At 60.7% G+C, this 15,974-nt stretch carries 12 protein-coding genes, 2 tRNA genes and 1 pseudogene; 9 read left to right on the top strand and 6 right to left on the bottom strand.

Annotation, left to right across the window (positions count from 1 at the left end; translation table 11 throughout):
- Nucleotides 1-221 (bottom strand): annotated as a pseudogene (locus BM275_RS13365) (IS21 family transposase); the annotation flags it as partial.
- Nucleotides 222-753: 532 nt separating this feature from the next.
- On the opposite strand from BM275_RS13365, the gene BM275_RS13360 reads away from it, so the two are divergent.
- Nucleotides 754-3,108 carry a putative bifunctional diguanylate cyclase/phosphodiesterase gene (locus tag BM275_RS13360; protein WP_090521678.1) on the top strand — a complete coding sequence of 785 codons (2,355 nt, stop codon included), beginning with the start codon at nucleotides 754-756 and terminating at the stop codon, nucleotides 3,106-3,108.
- On the opposite strand, the gene BM275_RS13355 is transcribed toward BM275_RS13360, so the two are convergent.
- Nucleotides 3,047-4,197 (bottom strand): IS3 family transposase gene (locus BM275_RS13355; RefSeq protein WP_090521675.1). Its coding sequence is split into 2 segments (ribosomal slippage): nucleotides 3,047-3,960 and nucleotides 3,960-4,197, totalling 1,152 coding nucleotides; the frame shifts between segments, so codons are not numbered across the junction. The two genes, BM275_RS13360 and BM275_RS13355, sit on opposite strands and share 62 nt — an antisense overlap.
- A gap of 100 nt (nucleotides 4,198-4,297) precedes the next feature.
- Here BM275_RS13355 and BM275_RS22610 point away from each other — a divergent pair.
- The 3 genes from BM275_RS22610 to tadA all read left to right on the top strand — a co-directional run bounded on the left by BM275_RS22610 (nucleotide 4,298) and on the right by tadA (nucleotide 6,868).
- Nucleotides 4,298-4,483, top strand: coding sequence for an EAL domain-containing protein (locus BM275_RS22610; protein ID WP_167362166.1), 186 nt, complete (start codon nucleotides 4,298-4,300; stop codon nucleotides 4,481-4,483).
- 512 nt (nucleotides 4,484-4,995) lie between these two features.
- Nucleotides 4,996-6,366, top strand: a complete 1,371-nt coding sequence (locus BM275_RS13345; protein ID WP_090521670.1) for a multicopper oxidase family protein — start codon at nucleotides 4,996-4,998, stop codon at nucleotides 6,364-6,366.
- Nucleotides 6,367-6,385: 19 nt separating this feature from the next.
- Nucleotides 6,386-6,868 carry a tRNA adenosine(34) deaminase TadA gene (gene tadA / locus BM275_RS13340; RefSeq protein ID WP_090521668.1) on the top strand — a complete coding sequence of 161 codons (483 nt, stop codon included), beginning with the start codon at nucleotides 6,386-6,388 and terminating at the stop codon, nucleotides 6,866-6,868.
- Here tadA and BM275_RS13335 read toward each other — a convergent pair.
- Both BM275_RS13335 and argF read right to left on the bottom strand, forming a co-directional pair.
- Nucleotides 6,865-7,962, bottom strand: a complete 1,098-nt coding sequence (locus BM275_RS13335; RefSeq protein WP_090521667.1) for an ABC transporter ATP-binding protein — start codon at nucleotides 7,960-7,962, stop codon at nucleotides 6,865-6,867. The genes tadA and BM275_RS13335 overlap by 4 nt on opposite strands.
- A complete protein-coding gene (gene argF / locus BM275_RS13330; protein ID WP_090521664.1) occupies nucleotides 7,959-8,879 on the bottom strand; it encodes an ornithine carbamoyltransferase in 921 nt (306 codons plus the stop codon). The genes BM275_RS13335 and argF overlap by 4 nt, the downstream gene beginning before the upstream one ends.
- A 272-nt stretch (nucleotides 8,880-9,151) precedes the next feature.
- Here argF and grxD point away from each other — a divergent pair, with 272 nt between their 5' ends.
- Nucleotides 9,152-9,478 (top strand): Grx4 family monothiol glutaredoxin, encoded by a 327-nt coding sequence (gene grxD / locus BM275_RS13325; RefSeq protein ID WP_014819496.1) that lies wholly within the window; start codon nucleotides 9,152-9,154, stop codon nucleotides 9,476-9,478.
- A 189-nt stretch (nucleotides 9,479-9,667) separates the two neighbouring features.
- Nucleotides 9,668-10,030, top strand: coding sequence for a VanZ family protein (locus BM275_RS13320; RefSeq protein ID WP_031298192.1), 363 nt, complete (start codon nucleotides 9,668-9,670; stop codon nucleotides 10,028-10,030).
- A 380-nt stretch (nucleotides 10,031-10,410) separates the two neighbouring features.
- On the opposite strand, the gene BM275_RS13315 is transcribed toward BM275_RS13320, so the two are convergent.
- Both BM275_RS13315 and BM275_RS13310 read right to left on the bottom strand, forming a co-directional pair.
- Nucleotides 10,411-10,486: transfer RNA gene (locus BM275_RS13315), tRNA-Asn, on the bottom strand.
- A 102-nt stretch (nucleotides 10,487-10,588) separates the two neighbouring features.
- Nucleotides 10,589-11,785, bottom strand: a complete 1,197-nt coding sequence (locus tag BM275_RS13310) for an amino acid aminotransferase (protein ID WP_090521662.1) — start codon at nucleotides 11,783-11,785, stop codon at nucleotides 10,589-10,591.
- 296 nt (nucleotides 11,786-12,081) lie between these two features.
- Here BM275_RS13310 and uvrB point away from each other — a divergent pair, with 296 nt between their 5' ends.
- The 3 genes from uvrB to BM275_RS13295 all read left to right on the top strand — a co-directional run bounded on the left by uvrB (nucleotide 12,082) and on the right by BM275_RS13295 (nucleotide 15,971).
- Nucleotides 12,082-14,097, top strand: a complete 2,016-nt coding sequence (gene uvrB / locus BM275_RS13305; RefSeq protein WP_041013219.1) for an excinuclease ABC subunit UvrB — start codon at nucleotides 12,082-12,084, stop codon at nucleotides 14,095-14,097.
- A gap of 150 nt (nucleotides 14,098-14,247) precedes the next feature.
- Nucleotides 14,248-15,729, top strand: a complete 1,482-nt coding sequence (gltX, locus tag BM275_RS13300) for a glutamate--tRNA ligase (protein ID WP_090521661.1) — start codon at nucleotides 14,248-14,250, stop codon at nucleotides 15,727-15,729.
- A gap of 166 nt (nucleotides 15,730-15,895) precedes the next feature.
- Nucleotides 15,896-15,971 (top strand) — tRNA-Ala (locus BM275_RS13295).
- The last annotated feature ends 3 nt before the right edge of the window (nucleotides 15,972-15,974 follow it).

Below are 15,974 nucleotides of genomic sequence, written 5' to 3'. Positions count from 1 at the left end.
CGCTGTTGCTTGGGCCGCAGCGAATCGGCTTTTAGCGCCTGCTCCAGCGTGGCGTGAAAAGGGCTGAGTTTGTTGAAGATCGCGCGGCGTTGGTAGACCGGCGGCTTGGCCTCAGGTGCTCTGACCCACTTGCGAATCGTGTTGCGCGCCAACCCGGTGCGCTTGGCTATCTCATGCAGCGACAGCTTGTCGCGGAAATACATCCGGCGGATTTTGCCCATCATTTCCATACTGATCACCCTGTGTTCTCCTGCTCAAAAATTGAGCAGAAGCAGTTGAACACCTGGGTCAGTTTTCAGTCGGCAGAACAGCCTCTACTGGGTCAGTTTTCGGTCAGCGGCAACAGACTGCCCACAACCGCTGCAACAAGGCAGCCTTGAGGCATCGGGCTTGAGCCTTATCAGCAGGCAATGGGTACCGAGAGGCTCATAGCTATCCAGCTCGAAGCCTTCCCAGAACAGGGCGAGCAAACTAGCATCCATGGCGACGGCGGTGGTGGGGTCGGAAATGTTTTGGCGAACACCACCTTAGCCCTTCTCGCCGCCGTCTCCCCTCGCTTTCCCGCTAATCCGCGATGAACCATATTTTTGGGGTGGCCTTTCGCTACGCATCCTCATTTAATCTCTGTAGCAAGCTAATCCTGCTTGTCTGGGGTCGAATTCTTCTATCGTGTGCCGATAACCTTGCTGTCATTCCGTTGCGGCAATTGAAGCGCTCCGCTCCGCCAGCACTAATAAAAACAACAGGTATTTCATGGGTGTTAGCCAGATAATCCTTCGCCGCTCGCTTCCTTTGCTGCTCGCCGTGCTCCTGGTTGTATCGTCTGTTATCTCCTATTCCGTTAAGCGAATGACCGATACGCTTGACCGTAACGTGATCGAGCACAGCCATTTCTTGATAGAGAAGGCGTTAAGTCACAGACAGGCCATGCTTCGGCAGGGAATGGCCGCATTCGTCACGCTCAATAACGCCTCAACCGATCCGCAATCGCGAGCTAAGATGGCGGCTCCAGACGTGCTTTTTTACAGCCTCGATTTCGATGCCCTTATGGTGTTTGGCTCCGGCGTCGAAAAAACTCAGGCGCTCACTTCCGAGGCAGTGCGGGACAGCGATCTGCTTCAGCGGCTCGGCGTTGGGTTGGATGGGCTGTTAGAGCAAGCCCGGCGGGGTGGCCCCGATGCGTTGACAGGTGGAATTCTGCGGCTCGATGACACGTTGGTGCTCGCTGCTGCGGCAAATGCTTTGCCTGAGGATCAGGTCGCCCTGAGACGGGCTTCCGGCACCACCTTGGTTCTGATTGATTTGCTGGATCCGGACGAACTGCTGCGGCTCGGCTTCCAATACGGACTGATCGATTTACATTTAATTGGCCAAGGTGAGGGTGGTGCGATATCAGAAGATGGCAGCCTAGCGCTCACCGACCTGGCGGGCGCCTCGGTAATCTTCGGCTGGTCGGCTCCTGAGTTCGGTCATGAGATGCTTGAAGGGCTGCTACCGATAGTCGGCTCCTCTGCGGTATTAATGCTTCTTCTAATAGGGTTGATCGCCCTTGATGCGGTGAGGGCATCGCGACGCCTTGAAGATAGTCACTCGGCGCTTACGGTCAGCCAGGCAAGCCTTGCTAGTAGTGAGAAGCGCTTTCGTGATATCGCCGAGGCTGCATCGGACTGGTTGTGGGAAACCGATGAGCGCTTGAGGTTGATATACCTCTCCGAACGGTTTGAACGCGTCACCGAATTCAAAGCCAGCCAATGGCTGGGACGCCCGCTAGATGAGCTGCTTCAGGCTGATACGCAGGGTATCGCGCTGTGGTTACAGACACAGAGCAGAAAACCCTTGCGTTGCAAGTATTCGGACCGTAACGGTGACGTTCGGATCTGTCGCCTGGCGTCGCGGCCGATCATGGCGGACGGGAAATGTGCCGGTTACAGAGGTACCGCCAGCGACATCACCGAGGAGGTAAAAGCGCAGACGCAGGTAGAGCATCTATCCATGCACGACGCTCTGACTGGCCTGCCCAATCGTAACAACTTGCACAGTTTTCTGGCCGGCAAGCTGGGAGCCAATAGGCCGTTGGCAATGATCAGTCTGGACCTGGATCGATTTAAGCCAGTAAATGACACCCTTGGGCACGCTGCAGGCGATCTGGTGCTCCAGGAAATGTCGCTCCGTTTGCTTAACTGTACGCGCAACGAAGACCTCGTCGCTCGGCTTGGCGGCGACGAATTCATCATGGTACTTGATGGCATAAGCTCCCAGGAAAGCATTGAGGCGCTTTGTGTACGCCTTATCGATCAGATCAAACAACCGATCGTATACGAAGGCCAGAACATCTTCGTCGGCGGAAGCATCGGTATTGCGCTTGCGCCGCAGGACGCGACCGAGGCGAACGAGCTGTTGCGCTGTGCGGACATTGCGCTCTATCAGGCCAAGGAAGATGGACGTGCCACGTGGCGGTTCTACGCCAGCGAAATGAACCAGCGGTTATTACAAAGACGACAGCTTGAGATGGACCTGCGGCAAGCCATGGCTATGGGGGAAATGGCGCTTCAGTATCAGCCGCGCTATCGAACAAATGGTTTGCACATCATCGGAGCTGAAGCACTGGTGCGCTGGCAGCACCCACTGAAGGGGTTGCTCGGCCCGGCGCACTTCATTGACCTAGCGGAGGAAACCGGGCTCATCGTTCCGCTCGGACGATGGGTGTTAAATGAGGCCTGCAACGAAGCAGCACGCTGGCCCGAGCATATCTGCGTGTCAGTCAACCTGTCCGTTGTCCAGTTCCGTCAGAGCGACCTCCGACTGGATGTTCAGCGGGCACTGACGGAAGCCGGTCTGGCTGCCTCGCGGCTTGAGCTGGAGGTTGCCGAGAGCATTTTGCTGGATGAGTCCGCAGGTGCGTTAGCAACCCTCAATGCGCTCAAGGAATTAGGCGTACGCCTGACCATGGACCACTTCGGTAAGGGCTATTCTTCGCTCAATTACCTACGAAGTTATCCGTTCGACGGGTTGAAGATAGATCGCAGCTTGAATCGCCCCGGCTTTCCTAGACACTCTCCAAGCTCTGGAAATAACGCTTTTCAAACTCCACTGGCGACAGCTGCATAGCGCTGCTGTGCCGGCGCTTGGGGTTATAGAACATCTCGATGTAATCGAACACATCACTGCGGGCTTCTTCGCGAGTGCCGTAGGTTTTCCGTCGGATGCGCTCCCGCTTCAGCAACTGGAAAAAGCTTTCCGCGACCGCGTTGTCGTGACAGTTGCCGCGTCGACTCATGCTGCTGATTAGGTTGTTGGCCTTTAGGAAGCTCTGCCAGTCCGAGCTGCTGAACTGGCTGCCCTGGTCGGAGTGGATCATCACCTCCTGCCTGGGCTTGCGCCGCCAGACCGCCATCAGCAACGCATCGATGGCCAGGTCGCTGCACATCCGTGGTTTCATCGACCAGCCGATCACCTGGCGCGAAAACAGATCCAGCACCACCGCCAAGTACAACCAGCCCTCATAGGTGCGGATGTAGGTGATGTCGGTGACCCAGACCTTGTTCGGCTCGCTGACCTTGAACTGCCGCTCCAGGCGGTTGGGCGAAGCCACTGGCGGCTTGCCACCGTAGTACCCGGGGCGCCGGCGATAACCGGTCTGCGAGCGCAGCCCCTCTCTCCTCATCAGGCGAGCCACACGGTGCCGGCCACAGGGCTCGCCCAGCTCACGCAGGTCGTCGTGGATCTTGCGGTAGCCGTAGACCCCGCCGCTTTCCAACCAGGCATGCTTGATCAATCCGAGCAGGCGTTGATCTTCCTTGGCGCGTACCGATTTCGGCTCGACCAGCCAGGCGTAGTAACCGCTGGGATGCACCTTGAGGGTCTGGCAGAGACGCCGCACCGGGTACTCCACCGACAGCTTGCTGATGACGGCGTACTTCAGCCGGACTCCTTGGCAAAGTACGCGGCGGCCTTTTTTAGGATGTCTCGCTCTTCGGTCACCCGCTTGAGTTCCGCGCGCAAGCGACGCAGCTCGGCCTGTTGATCATCTACCTGCTGCCGCTGTGCTTGGGGCTTGCTGTAGCGCTTTACCCAGGCGTACAGGCTGTGCGCGGACACGCCTAGACGCTCCGCCACATCGGCAACGCGCAAACCGCGCTCGGTGACTTGCTTGACCGCTTCGATCTTGAATTCTTCGGGGTAACGCTGGTTGCTCATGGCACCTCCTGTTGGGCCTCATTATGAGGCTTGGAGGTGTCTACGAAACTAGGGGCGATTCAGCTTCATTGGCAACGCGCTAAGTTCTGCTAATGACCGTTTGATCATCAAGGCAATCGTTGGGCTCGCGGAGGCCTTGGAGCTCACGGTTACCGCCGAGGGCGTTGAGACTGGTGAGCAGCTTGAATGGTTGGAAGAAGCAGACTGCGCAGTGGTGCAGGGTTTTCACATATGCCAGCCTCAATTCGCTCAAGAAATGGAGCGACTGGTTCAGGAGATGGGATGATGCGAATGTTAGTGGCTAACAGGCTAGGGAACTGCACACATGCCATGAACAAGTTTTCTAATCATTAAGTTAAGGGCGATTATGTCGACTATTTCAAGCGAGACAGTTATTTAGTCCTTGCAAGCGGATCACCATGCGTCAACAAACTTCAATAAACCCGCCCAACCCCGGATTGTGCGTAAAGGCTCTGGTTTTGCCGCATCCGACGGCATTGGTCAAGGATGCTAAAGACGGCTAAAATTGCCGGCGACCGCTAAGTCTTCACTGTTCGAATAGCTCCATCACCGCGCAATATAGATGCTGGCGGAATGGCGGTAAATGTGACGGTAAAACCTATATCGATTAAATTTGTCCCTTTAACCATGCGGGTTTAGGCGACCTATTGATGATTGAGTGGGAATGATCTGAAGCAATGAGGGCAGCCCAGGCTGCCCTCATGCTATGCGCAGCCTCCGCAGAGAGGCGCGTCGAGCCTGATGGGCCCATGAATTCGGACTGGCTGGAGCCCATGCATGTCCTTTACCCGTAGACAGATTCTCACCGGCCTGACCGGTCTTGGTGTCGTCGGTCTCGCCGGCAGTGGCGCGCGCTACTGGCTCGGGCGCCCGGCCGACATCACCACTCATGACTACGAACTGATCGCCGCCCCGCTGGACGTGCAGCTGGTGCCTGGTCACGTCACGCCTGCCTGGGCCTATGGCGGGCAAGCGCCTGGCATGGAGCTGCGTGGCCGTCAGGGCGACTGGCTGCGGGTGCGCTTCATCAACAATCTGCCCGAGCCCACCACCATCCACTGGCATGGCATTCGTCTGCCGCTGGAAATGGATGGCGTGCCCTACGTATCGCAGTTGCCGGTGTTGCCCGGTGAGTTCTTCGACTATCGCTTCCAGCTGCACGATGCCGGCAGCTTCTGGTATCACCCGCACACCAGCAGTGCCGCGCAGCTGGGTCGCGGGCTGGTCGGTCCGCTGATTGTCGAGGAGCGCGAACCAAGCGGTTTCAGGCACGAGCGCACGCTCAACCTGAAAAGCTGGCATGTCGACAAGCAGGGGGCGTTCACCGAATTCAGCGTGCCGCGCGAGGCGGCCCGTGGCGGTACGCCGGGCGTGCTGTCGACGGTGAATGGCACACATGCCCCCACGCTTGATCTGCCGGCCGGGCAGGTCGTGCGGCTGCGGCTGCTGAATCTCGACAACACCCTGACCTATCGGCTGAACCTGCCAGATAGCGAGGCGCGCATCTATGCGCTCGATGGACATCCGGTCGCTCCGATGCCGCTGGGCAAGGAGTACTGGCTCGGTCCGGGCATGCGTATCGACCTGGCGCTGAAGGTGCCGGAAGCCGGCACGGAGCTGTCCTTGCGCAATGGTCCGCTACGGCTGGCGACGCTGCGCTCGGTGGCGCATGACGAAGTCGCCGGCGACTGGCCGCCGGCGTTGCCGGCCAATCCCGTGGCGGAGCCGGATCTGCAGCGCGCGGAAACGCTGCGCTTCAACTTCGAGTGGGCCGGTACCTTGTCGACAGACGCCGCGCAGGGCGGCGCCTATACCTTCTGGCAGATCAACGGCGAGGCTTGGGACATCAACGACAAGACCTGTGCCGATCGCCCGATTGCTACGCTGAAAAAGGATGGCCATTACATCTTCGAGCTGCGCAATCTCAGTCAGTACCAGCATCCGATTCATCTGCACGGTATGACCTTCAAGGTGATCTCGTCCAATCGCCGCAAGATCGATCCGTGGTTCACCGATACCTACCTACTGGGCAAGAACGAGACGGCCCGTATCGCGCTGGTCGCCGATAATCCGGGTGTCTGGATGTTTCACTGTCATGTCATCGACCACATGGAAACCGGGTTGATGGCAGCGATCGAGGTGGTATGAGACAGGGCGGAGTAGGGCAGTGAGGAAGCCGCAGATAATCGACCGCAGCCAGGACGAGCGCTTCATGCGCGAAGCCCTGGCGCTGGCGGCGCAGGGCGCTGCGTTGGGAGAGGTGCCGGTCGGCGCTGTGCTGGTGCAGGATGGGCAGATCATTGGGCGCGGCTTCAACTGCCCGATCTCCCGACACGACCCCAGTGCTCATGCGGAAATGGTCGCGGTGCGGGATGCGGCGCAGGTGCTGCAGAACTATCGGCTACCCGGCGTGACGCTCTACGTCACGCTGGAGCCGTGCAGCATGTGCGCCGGTCTGATCGTGCATTCGCGGATCCAGCGCGTCGTCTATGGCGCCACCGAGCCGAAGGCCGGCGTGGTTGTCAGTCGCGGCCAGTTTTTCGATCAGGGCTTTCTCAACCACCGGGTGCTGGTCGAGGGCGGCGTGCTGGCCGAGGAGTGCGGGGCGGTGCTCAGCGAGTTCTTCCGCCAGCGCCGGCAGAAGGGTTAGCGCGCCGCTGTTGTCGGCTGCAGCGTTTCATGGGCGGCGACGCTGCCCTGTGCCGGAAAGACCACCAGATGGTCGGCGGCGATGGCGATGCCGACTTCCTGCCCGGTGGGGTAGTCCGCATGGCTGGTGAAGATCGCCACCAGCTGATTGCCGGTGGGCAGCTGCAGCCGGTACAGCGTCGATGCGCCGAGAAAGGTCTTGCCGACGATCAGCGCCCGCAGCGGGCTGTCCGGCTTGTAGACGATGTCGTCCGGGCGCAGCAGCACATCGACCGAGCTGCCCGCGGGCCAGGTGTAGGCACGGTTGCCGCGGATCAGGCCGAGTTCGGTCTGCACGGTTTCCGGGTCGAGCAGCTGCCCGCGGATGAAGTAGCCCTGGCCGATAAAGCTGGCGACGAAGGGCGTCAGTGGCTCGTGATAGAGGTTGAACGGGGTGTCCCACTGCTCCAGCCGGCCATCCTTGAACACGCCGACCTGATCGCTGACGGCAAAGGCTTCTTCCTGATCATGGGTGACCAGAATGGCGCTGGTGTTGCGCGCCTTGAGAATCTCGCGCACTTCATGGCTGAGGCGCCGGCGCAGTTCCACGTCGAGGTTGGAGAACGGCTCGTCCAGCAGCAAAAGTGCAGGCTCGGGCGCCAGGGCGCGGGCCAGTGCGACGCGCTGCTGCTGTCCGCCGGAGAGCTCATGCGGATAACGTTTGCCAAGGGCGGCCAGGTGCACCAGTTCGAGCATTTCGGAGACGATTCGCGAGCAGTCAGGCTGCTTGCGAATCCCGAAGGCGATGTTCTCCGCCACGGTCAGATGGGGAAACAGCGCGTAGTCCTGAAAGACCATGCCGATGCGGCGCTTCTCCGGCGCCAGGGTGAAGCCCGAGCGGGAAATGACCGACTCCGCCAGGTGGATTTCGCCCTGGTGCACCGGCTCGAAGCCGGCGATGGCACGCAGCGTAGTGGTCTTGCCGCAACCGGACGGGCCCAGCAGGCAGCCGATGTCGCCGCGGTTCAGATGCAGGTTGAGGTGCTGGACGATGCTCTGCTCGCCGTAGCCGCAGGCCAGGTCACGCAGTTGCAGCAGCGGCGGCTCGTGTTTCATGCGTGGTGGTAGGCCGGCTCGACGAGAAACTCCAGCAGCGCCTTCTGTACATGCAGGCGGTTCTCGGCCTGATCCCAGGCCACGGAGCGCGGATCGTCGAGCAGGTCGTGGCTGATCTCCTCGCCGCGGTGGGCCGGCAGGCAATGCATGAACAGCACGTCCTCGGCAGCGCAATCGAGCAGAGCGCGGTCCACCTGATAGGGGCGGAACGTGGCCAGGCGCGCGGCGGCCTCGTCTTCCTGGCCCATGGAGGCCCAGACGTCGGTGCTGATCAGGTGTGCGCCTGCAGCCGCTTCGCGCGGATCACGCATTACCTGCACGCGATCACCGGCGCGCGCCATCAGTTCGGCGTCGGGCTCGTAGCCCTCGGGGCAGGCGACCTTGAGCTGGAAGTCGAACTGGATGGAGGCTTCTATATAGGTATTGCACATGTTGTTGCCGTCGCCGATCCAGGCCACCGTCTTGCCGCCGATGCTGCCGCGGTGCTCATGGAAGGTCTGCATATCGGCCATCAGCTGGCAGGGGTGCAGGTCATCGGAAAGACCGTTGATGACCGGCACGCTCGAGTTGGCGGCAAAGTCGGTGAGGGTCGAGTGGGCGAACGTGCGGATCATCACCGCATCGAGCATGCGCGACATGACGATGGCCGAATCGCTGATCGGCTCGCCGCGCCCGAGCTGGGTGTCGCGCGGGGACAGGAAGATCGCCTGGCCGCCGAGCTGGATCATGCCGGCTTCGAACGACAGTCGGGTGCGGGTCGAGGCCTTCTCGAAGATCATGCCCAGCACGCGATTCTTCAGGGGTTCGAACAGGACGCCGCGCTCGCGCAGATCCTTCAGCTCGATGCCGCGGCGGACCAGGCTGTTCAGCTCCTGGGGCGTGCAGTCCATCAGTGAGAGAAAATGCCTTGCGCTCATATCAACTACCTTTATTGCCGCAGCGCGATCCAGTGCTTTTCGACAGAAAAAGGGGACCGACGACTGGGGGTCGCACGGGGAGCGACGAAACGGGAAAGGCGCGATCTTATCCAGAAAGCGAGCATAGGCGCAAATCCGCAGCCCACGGCCTCCGGTGGGCTGAATCGCCGTGCTGACGGCCTTTGCGCCGCAACAAAGCCGAGTCCTCCGCTCGGCTTTCCCACGTTTTTTCCGTTACAATGCGCGGCAACCGTGTCTAGCCGAGGTACTCCATGGATATCATCGAAACCATCAAAGAACAGATCGCCAACAACCCGGTGCTGCTTTACATGAAGGGTTCGCCCAACGCCCCGCAGTGCGGCTTTTCCGCTCGCGCGACCCAGGCGGTAATGGGCTGTGGCGAGAAGTTCGCTTATGTCGACATCCTGCAGAACCCGGAAATTCGTGCCAGCCTGCCGACCTATGCCAACTGGCCGACCTTCCCGCAGCTGTGGGTGAATGGTGAGCTAGTCGGTGGCAGCGACATCATCCTCGAGATGTTCGAGAACGGCGAGCTGCAGACCCTGATCAAGTCCGCTGTCGGCAAGACCGAGGCTTAAGCCCGGTCTGACCGCGTAGGCTTTGCTGATGCCCGCATCGAAGGATGCGGGCATTTTTGTTTGTGCCGCTCTGCGGAATAACGCCGCTCGGCTGACGCGTTGATCTTTATGGTCTTTCCCGGGTCAGAGGTCGCGGTGAGGGCGTTTCCCTCTGTTCTGTTGATCCCTTGAAGTGAGAGACGCCACCTGATGCCCTATATGCGAATGCTGCCCTTTCTGATCGTGCTGGCGGTCGTCCTGTTCAACGGCTTGAAGCCGGAGCCGGTACCGCAGTTGTTCGATCAGCAAGACAAGCTGCATCATCTGCTGGGTTTCGCCGCGCTGGCGTTCACCCTTCGTCTGGCGTTCCCGCGGGTGCCATTCCTGTGGGGGCTGGGTCTGACAGTTATTGCGGCACTGTCGATCGAGATCGGGCAGGGCATGCTGCCTTATCGGACCGCCTCGCGCTGGGACATGCTGGCCAATGTGTTGGGCGTGCTGCTGGGCTGGGGCTGCTCGGTTGTGGCGCAGGGCTGGTGGCGTCAGCGGCTGGGAGAGCCGCTGACCGAGTAGGAAGCGAATAACCTGGGACGCAGTCCTGATGAGAGTCCAGCGGCAATAAAAAAGCCCCGGTATTAACCGAGGCTTTGAAATTTGGCTCCGCGACTTGGACTCGACAGCGAAGCTGAACGCGCTTCAGCGCGGCCCCGAAGGGGTGAGCGAAGCGAATAACCTGGGACGCAGTCCCTGGTGAGAGTCCAGCGGCAATAAAAAAGCCCCGGTATTAACCGAGGCTTTGAAATTTGGCTCCGCGACCTGGACTCGACAGCGAAGCTGAACGCGCTTTAGCGCGGCCCCGAAGGGGTGAGCGAAGCGAATAACCTGGGACGCAGTCCCTGGTGAGAGTCCAGCGGCAATAAAAAAGCCCCGGTATTAACCGAGGCTTTGAAATTTGGCTCCGCGACCTGGACTCGAACCAGGGACCCAATGATTAACAGTCATTTGCTCTACCGACTGAGCTATCGCGGAACAACGGTGCGTATCCTACTGTTTGCAAAAGAGAAGTCAACCCTTTGCGCCGCTAGGAACGACGCCGCGCCCGGGGGCTGAGAGGGCCCCGGGCGGCTGGAGTCAGAGCACCTGAACGATGGCGTCAGTGACGTGACCGATGTTGTTGCGGTTCAGTGCGGCGGCGCAGATTCGACCGGTGCTGATGGCGTAGACGCCGAACTCGACACGCAGTCGCTCGACCTGCTCGGCCGTGAGGCCGGAGTAGGAGAACATGCCGCGCTGGGCGGCAACGAAACTGAAGTCCGTCTTCGCGCCTTTGGCCGCCAATTGCTCGACCATGCTCAGACGCAGCTCGCGGATGCGGCTGCGCATCTCGCCCAGCTCGGCTTCCCACATGGCGCGCAGTTCCGGGCTGTTGAGCACCGCGGAGACGATCGTGGCGCCGTGGGTCGGCGGGTTGGAATAGTTGGTGCGGATCACGCGCTTGACCTGCGACAGTACGCGAGCCGACTCCTCGCGGCTCTGGGTGACCATCGACAGCGCGCCGACGCGTTCGCCGTACAGCGAGAAAGACTTGGAGAACGAGCTGGAAACGAAGAAGGTCATGCCCGACTCGGCGAAAAGGCGCACGGCGGCGGCGTCCTCTTCGATGCTGTCGCCGAAGCCCTGGTAGGCGATGTCGATGAACGGCACGTGATCCTGGGCACGCAGCACGTCGAGAATCTGCTTCCAGTCATCCAGGTTCAGATCGACGCCGGTCGGGTTGTGGCAGCAGGCGTGCAGCACGACGATGGAGCGGGGTGGCAGGTTCTTCAGGTCCTGCAGCAGGCCGGCGCGATCGATGCCGTGATTGCTCGCGTCATAGTAGCTGTAGCTCTGGACCGGGAAACCGGCCGACTCGAACAGCGCGCGATGGTTTTCCCAGCTCGGGTTGCTGATGGCAACTACGGCGTTCGGCAGCAGGCGCTTGAGGAAGTCTGCGCCGACTTTGAGTGCGCCGGTTCCGCCGAGCGCCTGGGTAGTCACCACCCGGCCTTCGGCGATCAGCGGAGAATCGTTGCCGAACAGCAGCTTCTGTACGGCAGCATCATAAGCGGCAATGCCCTCGATCGGCAGATAGCCGCGGGGCGCGTGGGCAGCGATGCGGGCATGCTCGGCCTCGACCACGGCGCGCAGCAGTGGAATGCGACCTTCTTCGTTGTAGTAGACACCGACACCGAGGTTGACCTTGTTCGGCCGCGTGTCGGCGTTGAAGGCTTCATTGAGGCCGAGGATAGGATCGCGCGGCGCCATTTCGACAGCAGAGAACAAACTCATGGTGAGGGGGCTCGAAAGAGAAGAGTGACTAGATTCACCACCCTCGCGTCGGCGCGCAGGGTGATGCGCAAACGGGGCGGTAGTATAGCGGTCAAGCCTGTTGCCTGCGATATGCTACCGAGGTTTTCTGATCACTTTCGGTGCGTTTTGCGTACTGGAAAGATGGGCGGTTTCTCGGCTCTGCGCGCCCATCGCTGGTGGCGGATTTCAGGATCCGCTGGCTGTCGCGCCAAACCGCTGGATGGCTGTTCGAAAGTCCGGCTGCCAAGCTCGCACATGTTACCTAGAGAGGCGAAATGTCCAAGTTCGAACTGGTCACCCGTTTCAAGCCGGCCGGCGATCAACCGGAGGCCATTCGGCAGATGATCGAAGGCATCGAGGCGGGGTTGTCGCACCAGACGCTGCTGGGCGTTACGGGCTCGGGCAAGACCTTCAGCGTCGCCAACGTCATCGCCCATGTGCAGCGGCCTACGCTGGTGCTGGCGCCAAACAAGACGCTGGCCGCGCAGCTCTATGGTGAGTTCAAGGCGTTCTTCCCGAACAATGCGGTCGAGTATTTCGTTTCCTACTACGACTACTATCAGCCGGAAGCCTATGTGCCGTCGTCGGACACCTTCATCGAGAAGGATGCATCGATCAACGATCACATCGAGCAGATGCGTCTGTCGGCAACCAAGGCGCTGCTGGAGCGCCCGGATGCGATCATCGTCACCACTGTGTCGTGCATCTACGGTCTGGGTGATCCGCAGTCATACCTGAAGATGGTCCTGCACGTCGATCGTGGTGATCGGCTCGATCAGCGCGAGCTGCTGCGCCGGCTGACTGGACTGCAGTACACCCGCAACGACATGGATTTCGCTCGTGCGACCTTCCGTGTGCGCGGCGACGTGATCGACATCTTCCCGGCGGAATCGGATCTCGAAGCGGTGCGCATCGAGCTGTTCGATGATGAGGTGGAGAGCCTGTCGGCCTTCGATCCGCTGACCGGGGAGGTCATCCGCAAGCTGCCGCGCTTCACCTTCTATCCCAAGAGCCACTACGTGACGCCGCGGGAAACCCTGCTCGACGCGATAGAGAAGATCAAGGACGAACTGCGCGAGCGGCTCGATTACCTGCGCAGCCAGAACAAGCTGGTGGAGGCGCAGCGGCTCGAGCAGCGCACGCGTTTCGATCTGGAAATGATCATGGAGCTGGGTTACTGCAACGGCATCGAAAACTACTCGCGCTATCTGTCCGGGCGCGATGCTGGCGAGCCGCCACCGACGCTGTTCGACTACCTGCCGGCCGATGCGCTGCTGGTGATCGATGAGTCCCACGTGTCGGTGCCGCAGGTCGGCGCGATGTACAAGGGCGACCGCTCGCGCAAGGAAACCCTGGTGGAGTATGGCTTCCGTCTGCCATCGGCGCTGGATAACCGGCCGATGCGCTTCGACGAATGGGAGGCGATCTGCCCGCAGACCATCTTCGTCTCCGCGACACCCGGACCTTACGAGGCTGAACATGCTGGCCGCGTGGTGGAGCAGGTCGTGCGTCCGACGGGCCTGGTCGATCCACAGATCGAGGTGCGTCCTGCACTGACCCAGGTCGACGATCTGCTGTCGGAGATTCGCAAGTGCGTGGTCAAGGAGGAGCGGGTGCTGGTCACCACGCTGACCAAGCGCATGGCCGAGGACTTGACCGACTACCTGAGTGATCACGATGTGCGCGTGCGCTACCTGCATTCGGACATCGATACCGTGGAACGGGTCGAGATCATCCGCGACCTGCGGCTGGGCACTTTCGATGTGCTGGTGGGCATCAACCTGCTGCGCGAAGGCCTGGATATGCCTGAGGTGTCGCTGGTGGCGATCCTCGATGCGGACAAGGAAGGCTTCCTGCGTTCAGAGCGCTCGCTGATCCAGACCATCGGCCGCGCGGCGCGCAATCTCAACGGTCGCGCGATTTTGTATGCCGACAACATCACCGGGTCCATGCAGCGCGCCATGGACGAAACCGAGCGGCGGCGCAACAAGCAGATTGCCTTCAACGAGGCCAACGGCATCGTGCCCAAGGGCGTGAAGAAGGACGTGCAGGACATCCTCGAAGGCGCAACCGTACCGGGCTCGCGCAGCAAGAAGCGGCGTGGCGAGGCGAAAGCGGCGGAGGAGAGTGCGCGTTACGAGAACGAACTGCGTTCGCCGAGCGAGATCACCAAGCGGATTCGTCAGCTGGAAGAGAAGATGCTGAGTCTGGCGCGCGATCTGGAGTTCGAGGCGGCCGCTGAAGCGCGCGACGAAATTCACAAGCTGCGCGAGCGCTTGTTGCAGGTCTAGCAGCTACTGGCGGATCGACCGTTTCGGCCTGTCCCGGAGCGTCTCCTTCGGGACGCGCTCGCTCTGCTTCCCGGTGTTTGGCTGGAGCCGGCTGCGCAGCGCCTGCTAACATTCGTCCCTTTCCGTATGTCCTACCGTCCGAGAGCATTCATGACCACGGTTCGCACCCGCATCGCGCCATCTCCGACCGGCGATCCCCACGTCGGTACTGCCTACATCGCGCTGTTCAATCTGTGCTTCGCCCGACAGCACGGTGGCCAGTTCATCTTGCGCATCGAGGATACCGATCAGGTGCGATCGACCCGTGAATCCGAGCAGCAGATCTACGATGCGCTGCGCTGGCTGGGCATCGAATGGGACGAGGGTCCGGACGTTGGCGGTCCGCATGGCCCGTACCGGCAGAGCGAGCGCGGCGAGATCTACAAGAAGTACTCGGACGAGCTGGTCAGCAAGGGTCATGCGTTCCCGTGCTTCTGCAGCAGCGAGCGCCTGGATCAGGTGCGTGCCGAGCAGATGGCGAACAAGGAAACGCCGCGTTATGACGGCCATTGCATGCACCTCGATCCGGCCGAAGCTCAGCGTCGCATCGCTGCTGGTGAATCCCATGTGATCCGGATGAGGGTGCCGAGCGAAGGCGTGTGCCAGGTCAACGACATGCTGCGCGGCACCGTCGAGATCGGCTGGGATCGCATGGACATGCAGGTGCTGATGAAGGCCGATGGCCTGCCGACCTACTTCCTCGCCAACGTGGTCGATGACCACCTGATGGGCATCACTCATGTGCTGCGTGGCGAAGAGTGGCTGCCGTCGGCGCCCAAGCTGATCAAGCTGTACGAGTACTTCGGCTGGGAGCAGCCGAAGCTGTGCTACATGCCGTTGCTGCGCAATCCCGACAAGAGCAAGCTCTCCAAGCGCAAGAATCCGACCTCGGTGACCTTCTACGAGCGCATGGGTTTTCTGCCACAGGCGATGCTCAACTACCTCGGGCGCATGGGTTGGTCGATGCCTGACGAGCGCGAGAAATTCACGCTGAACGAGATGATCGAGCACTTCGACATCAATCGCGTATCGCTCGGCGGACCGATCTTCGATCTGGAGAAGCTTTCCTGGCTGAACGGCCAGTGGCTGCGCGAACTGCCGGTCGAACAGTTCGCTGCCGAAGTGCAGAAGTGGGCATTCAATCCGCAGTACATGATGCAGATCGCGCCGCACGTGCAGCAGCGCGTGGAAACCTTCAGCCAGATTGCGCCATTGGCTGGCTTCTTCTTCTCCGGTGCATTGCCGCTCGACCCCACATTGTTCGCGCACAAGAAGCTCGATGCGACGCAGGTGCGCCAGGTTATGCAGCTGATTCTGTGGAAGTTGGAAGCACTGCGCCAGTGGGAAAAGGAGCGCATCACCGCGTGCATCACCCAGGTGGCGGAACATCTAGGCTTCAAGCTGCGCGATGTGATGCCGCTGATGTTCGCCGCCATCACCGGGCAGGCCAGTTCGGTATCGGTACTCGACGCGATGGAGATTCTCGGCCCGGATCTGACGCGCTTCCGCCTGCGCAACGCACTCGAGTTGCTCGGTGGCGCGTCGAAGAAGGAAGCCAAGGAGTGGGAGAAGCTCGCGGCGACGATTGTCTGAGTGCGGGGCAGGGGCGGTGCTTGTGACCAGCATCGCCCCGAGGTGTCGCCGTTACCATTCGTCGGTGGTAAGTAGTTGTTCCTAATGCCAAAAAAACTTCGGCCCGTTCGAAATTGTTGTTGACACTACTTGGGGGCGCCCCTAATATGCGCCCCGTCCTCGAGATGGGGCTATAGCTCAGCTGGGAGAGCGCTTGCATGGCATGCAAGAGGTCGACGGTTCGATCCCGTCTAGCTCCACCAATC

It is taken from the genome of Stutzerimonas kunmingensis (assembly GCF_900114065.1).
Classification (GTDB): Bacteria; Pseudomonadota; Gammaproteobacteria; order Pseudomonadales; family Pseudomonadaceae; genus Stutzerimonas; species Stutzerimonas kunmingensis.
The sequence above is the reverse complement of the archived record's forward strand: the minus strand, read 5'-3'. Positions and strand labels throughout refer to the sequence as shown.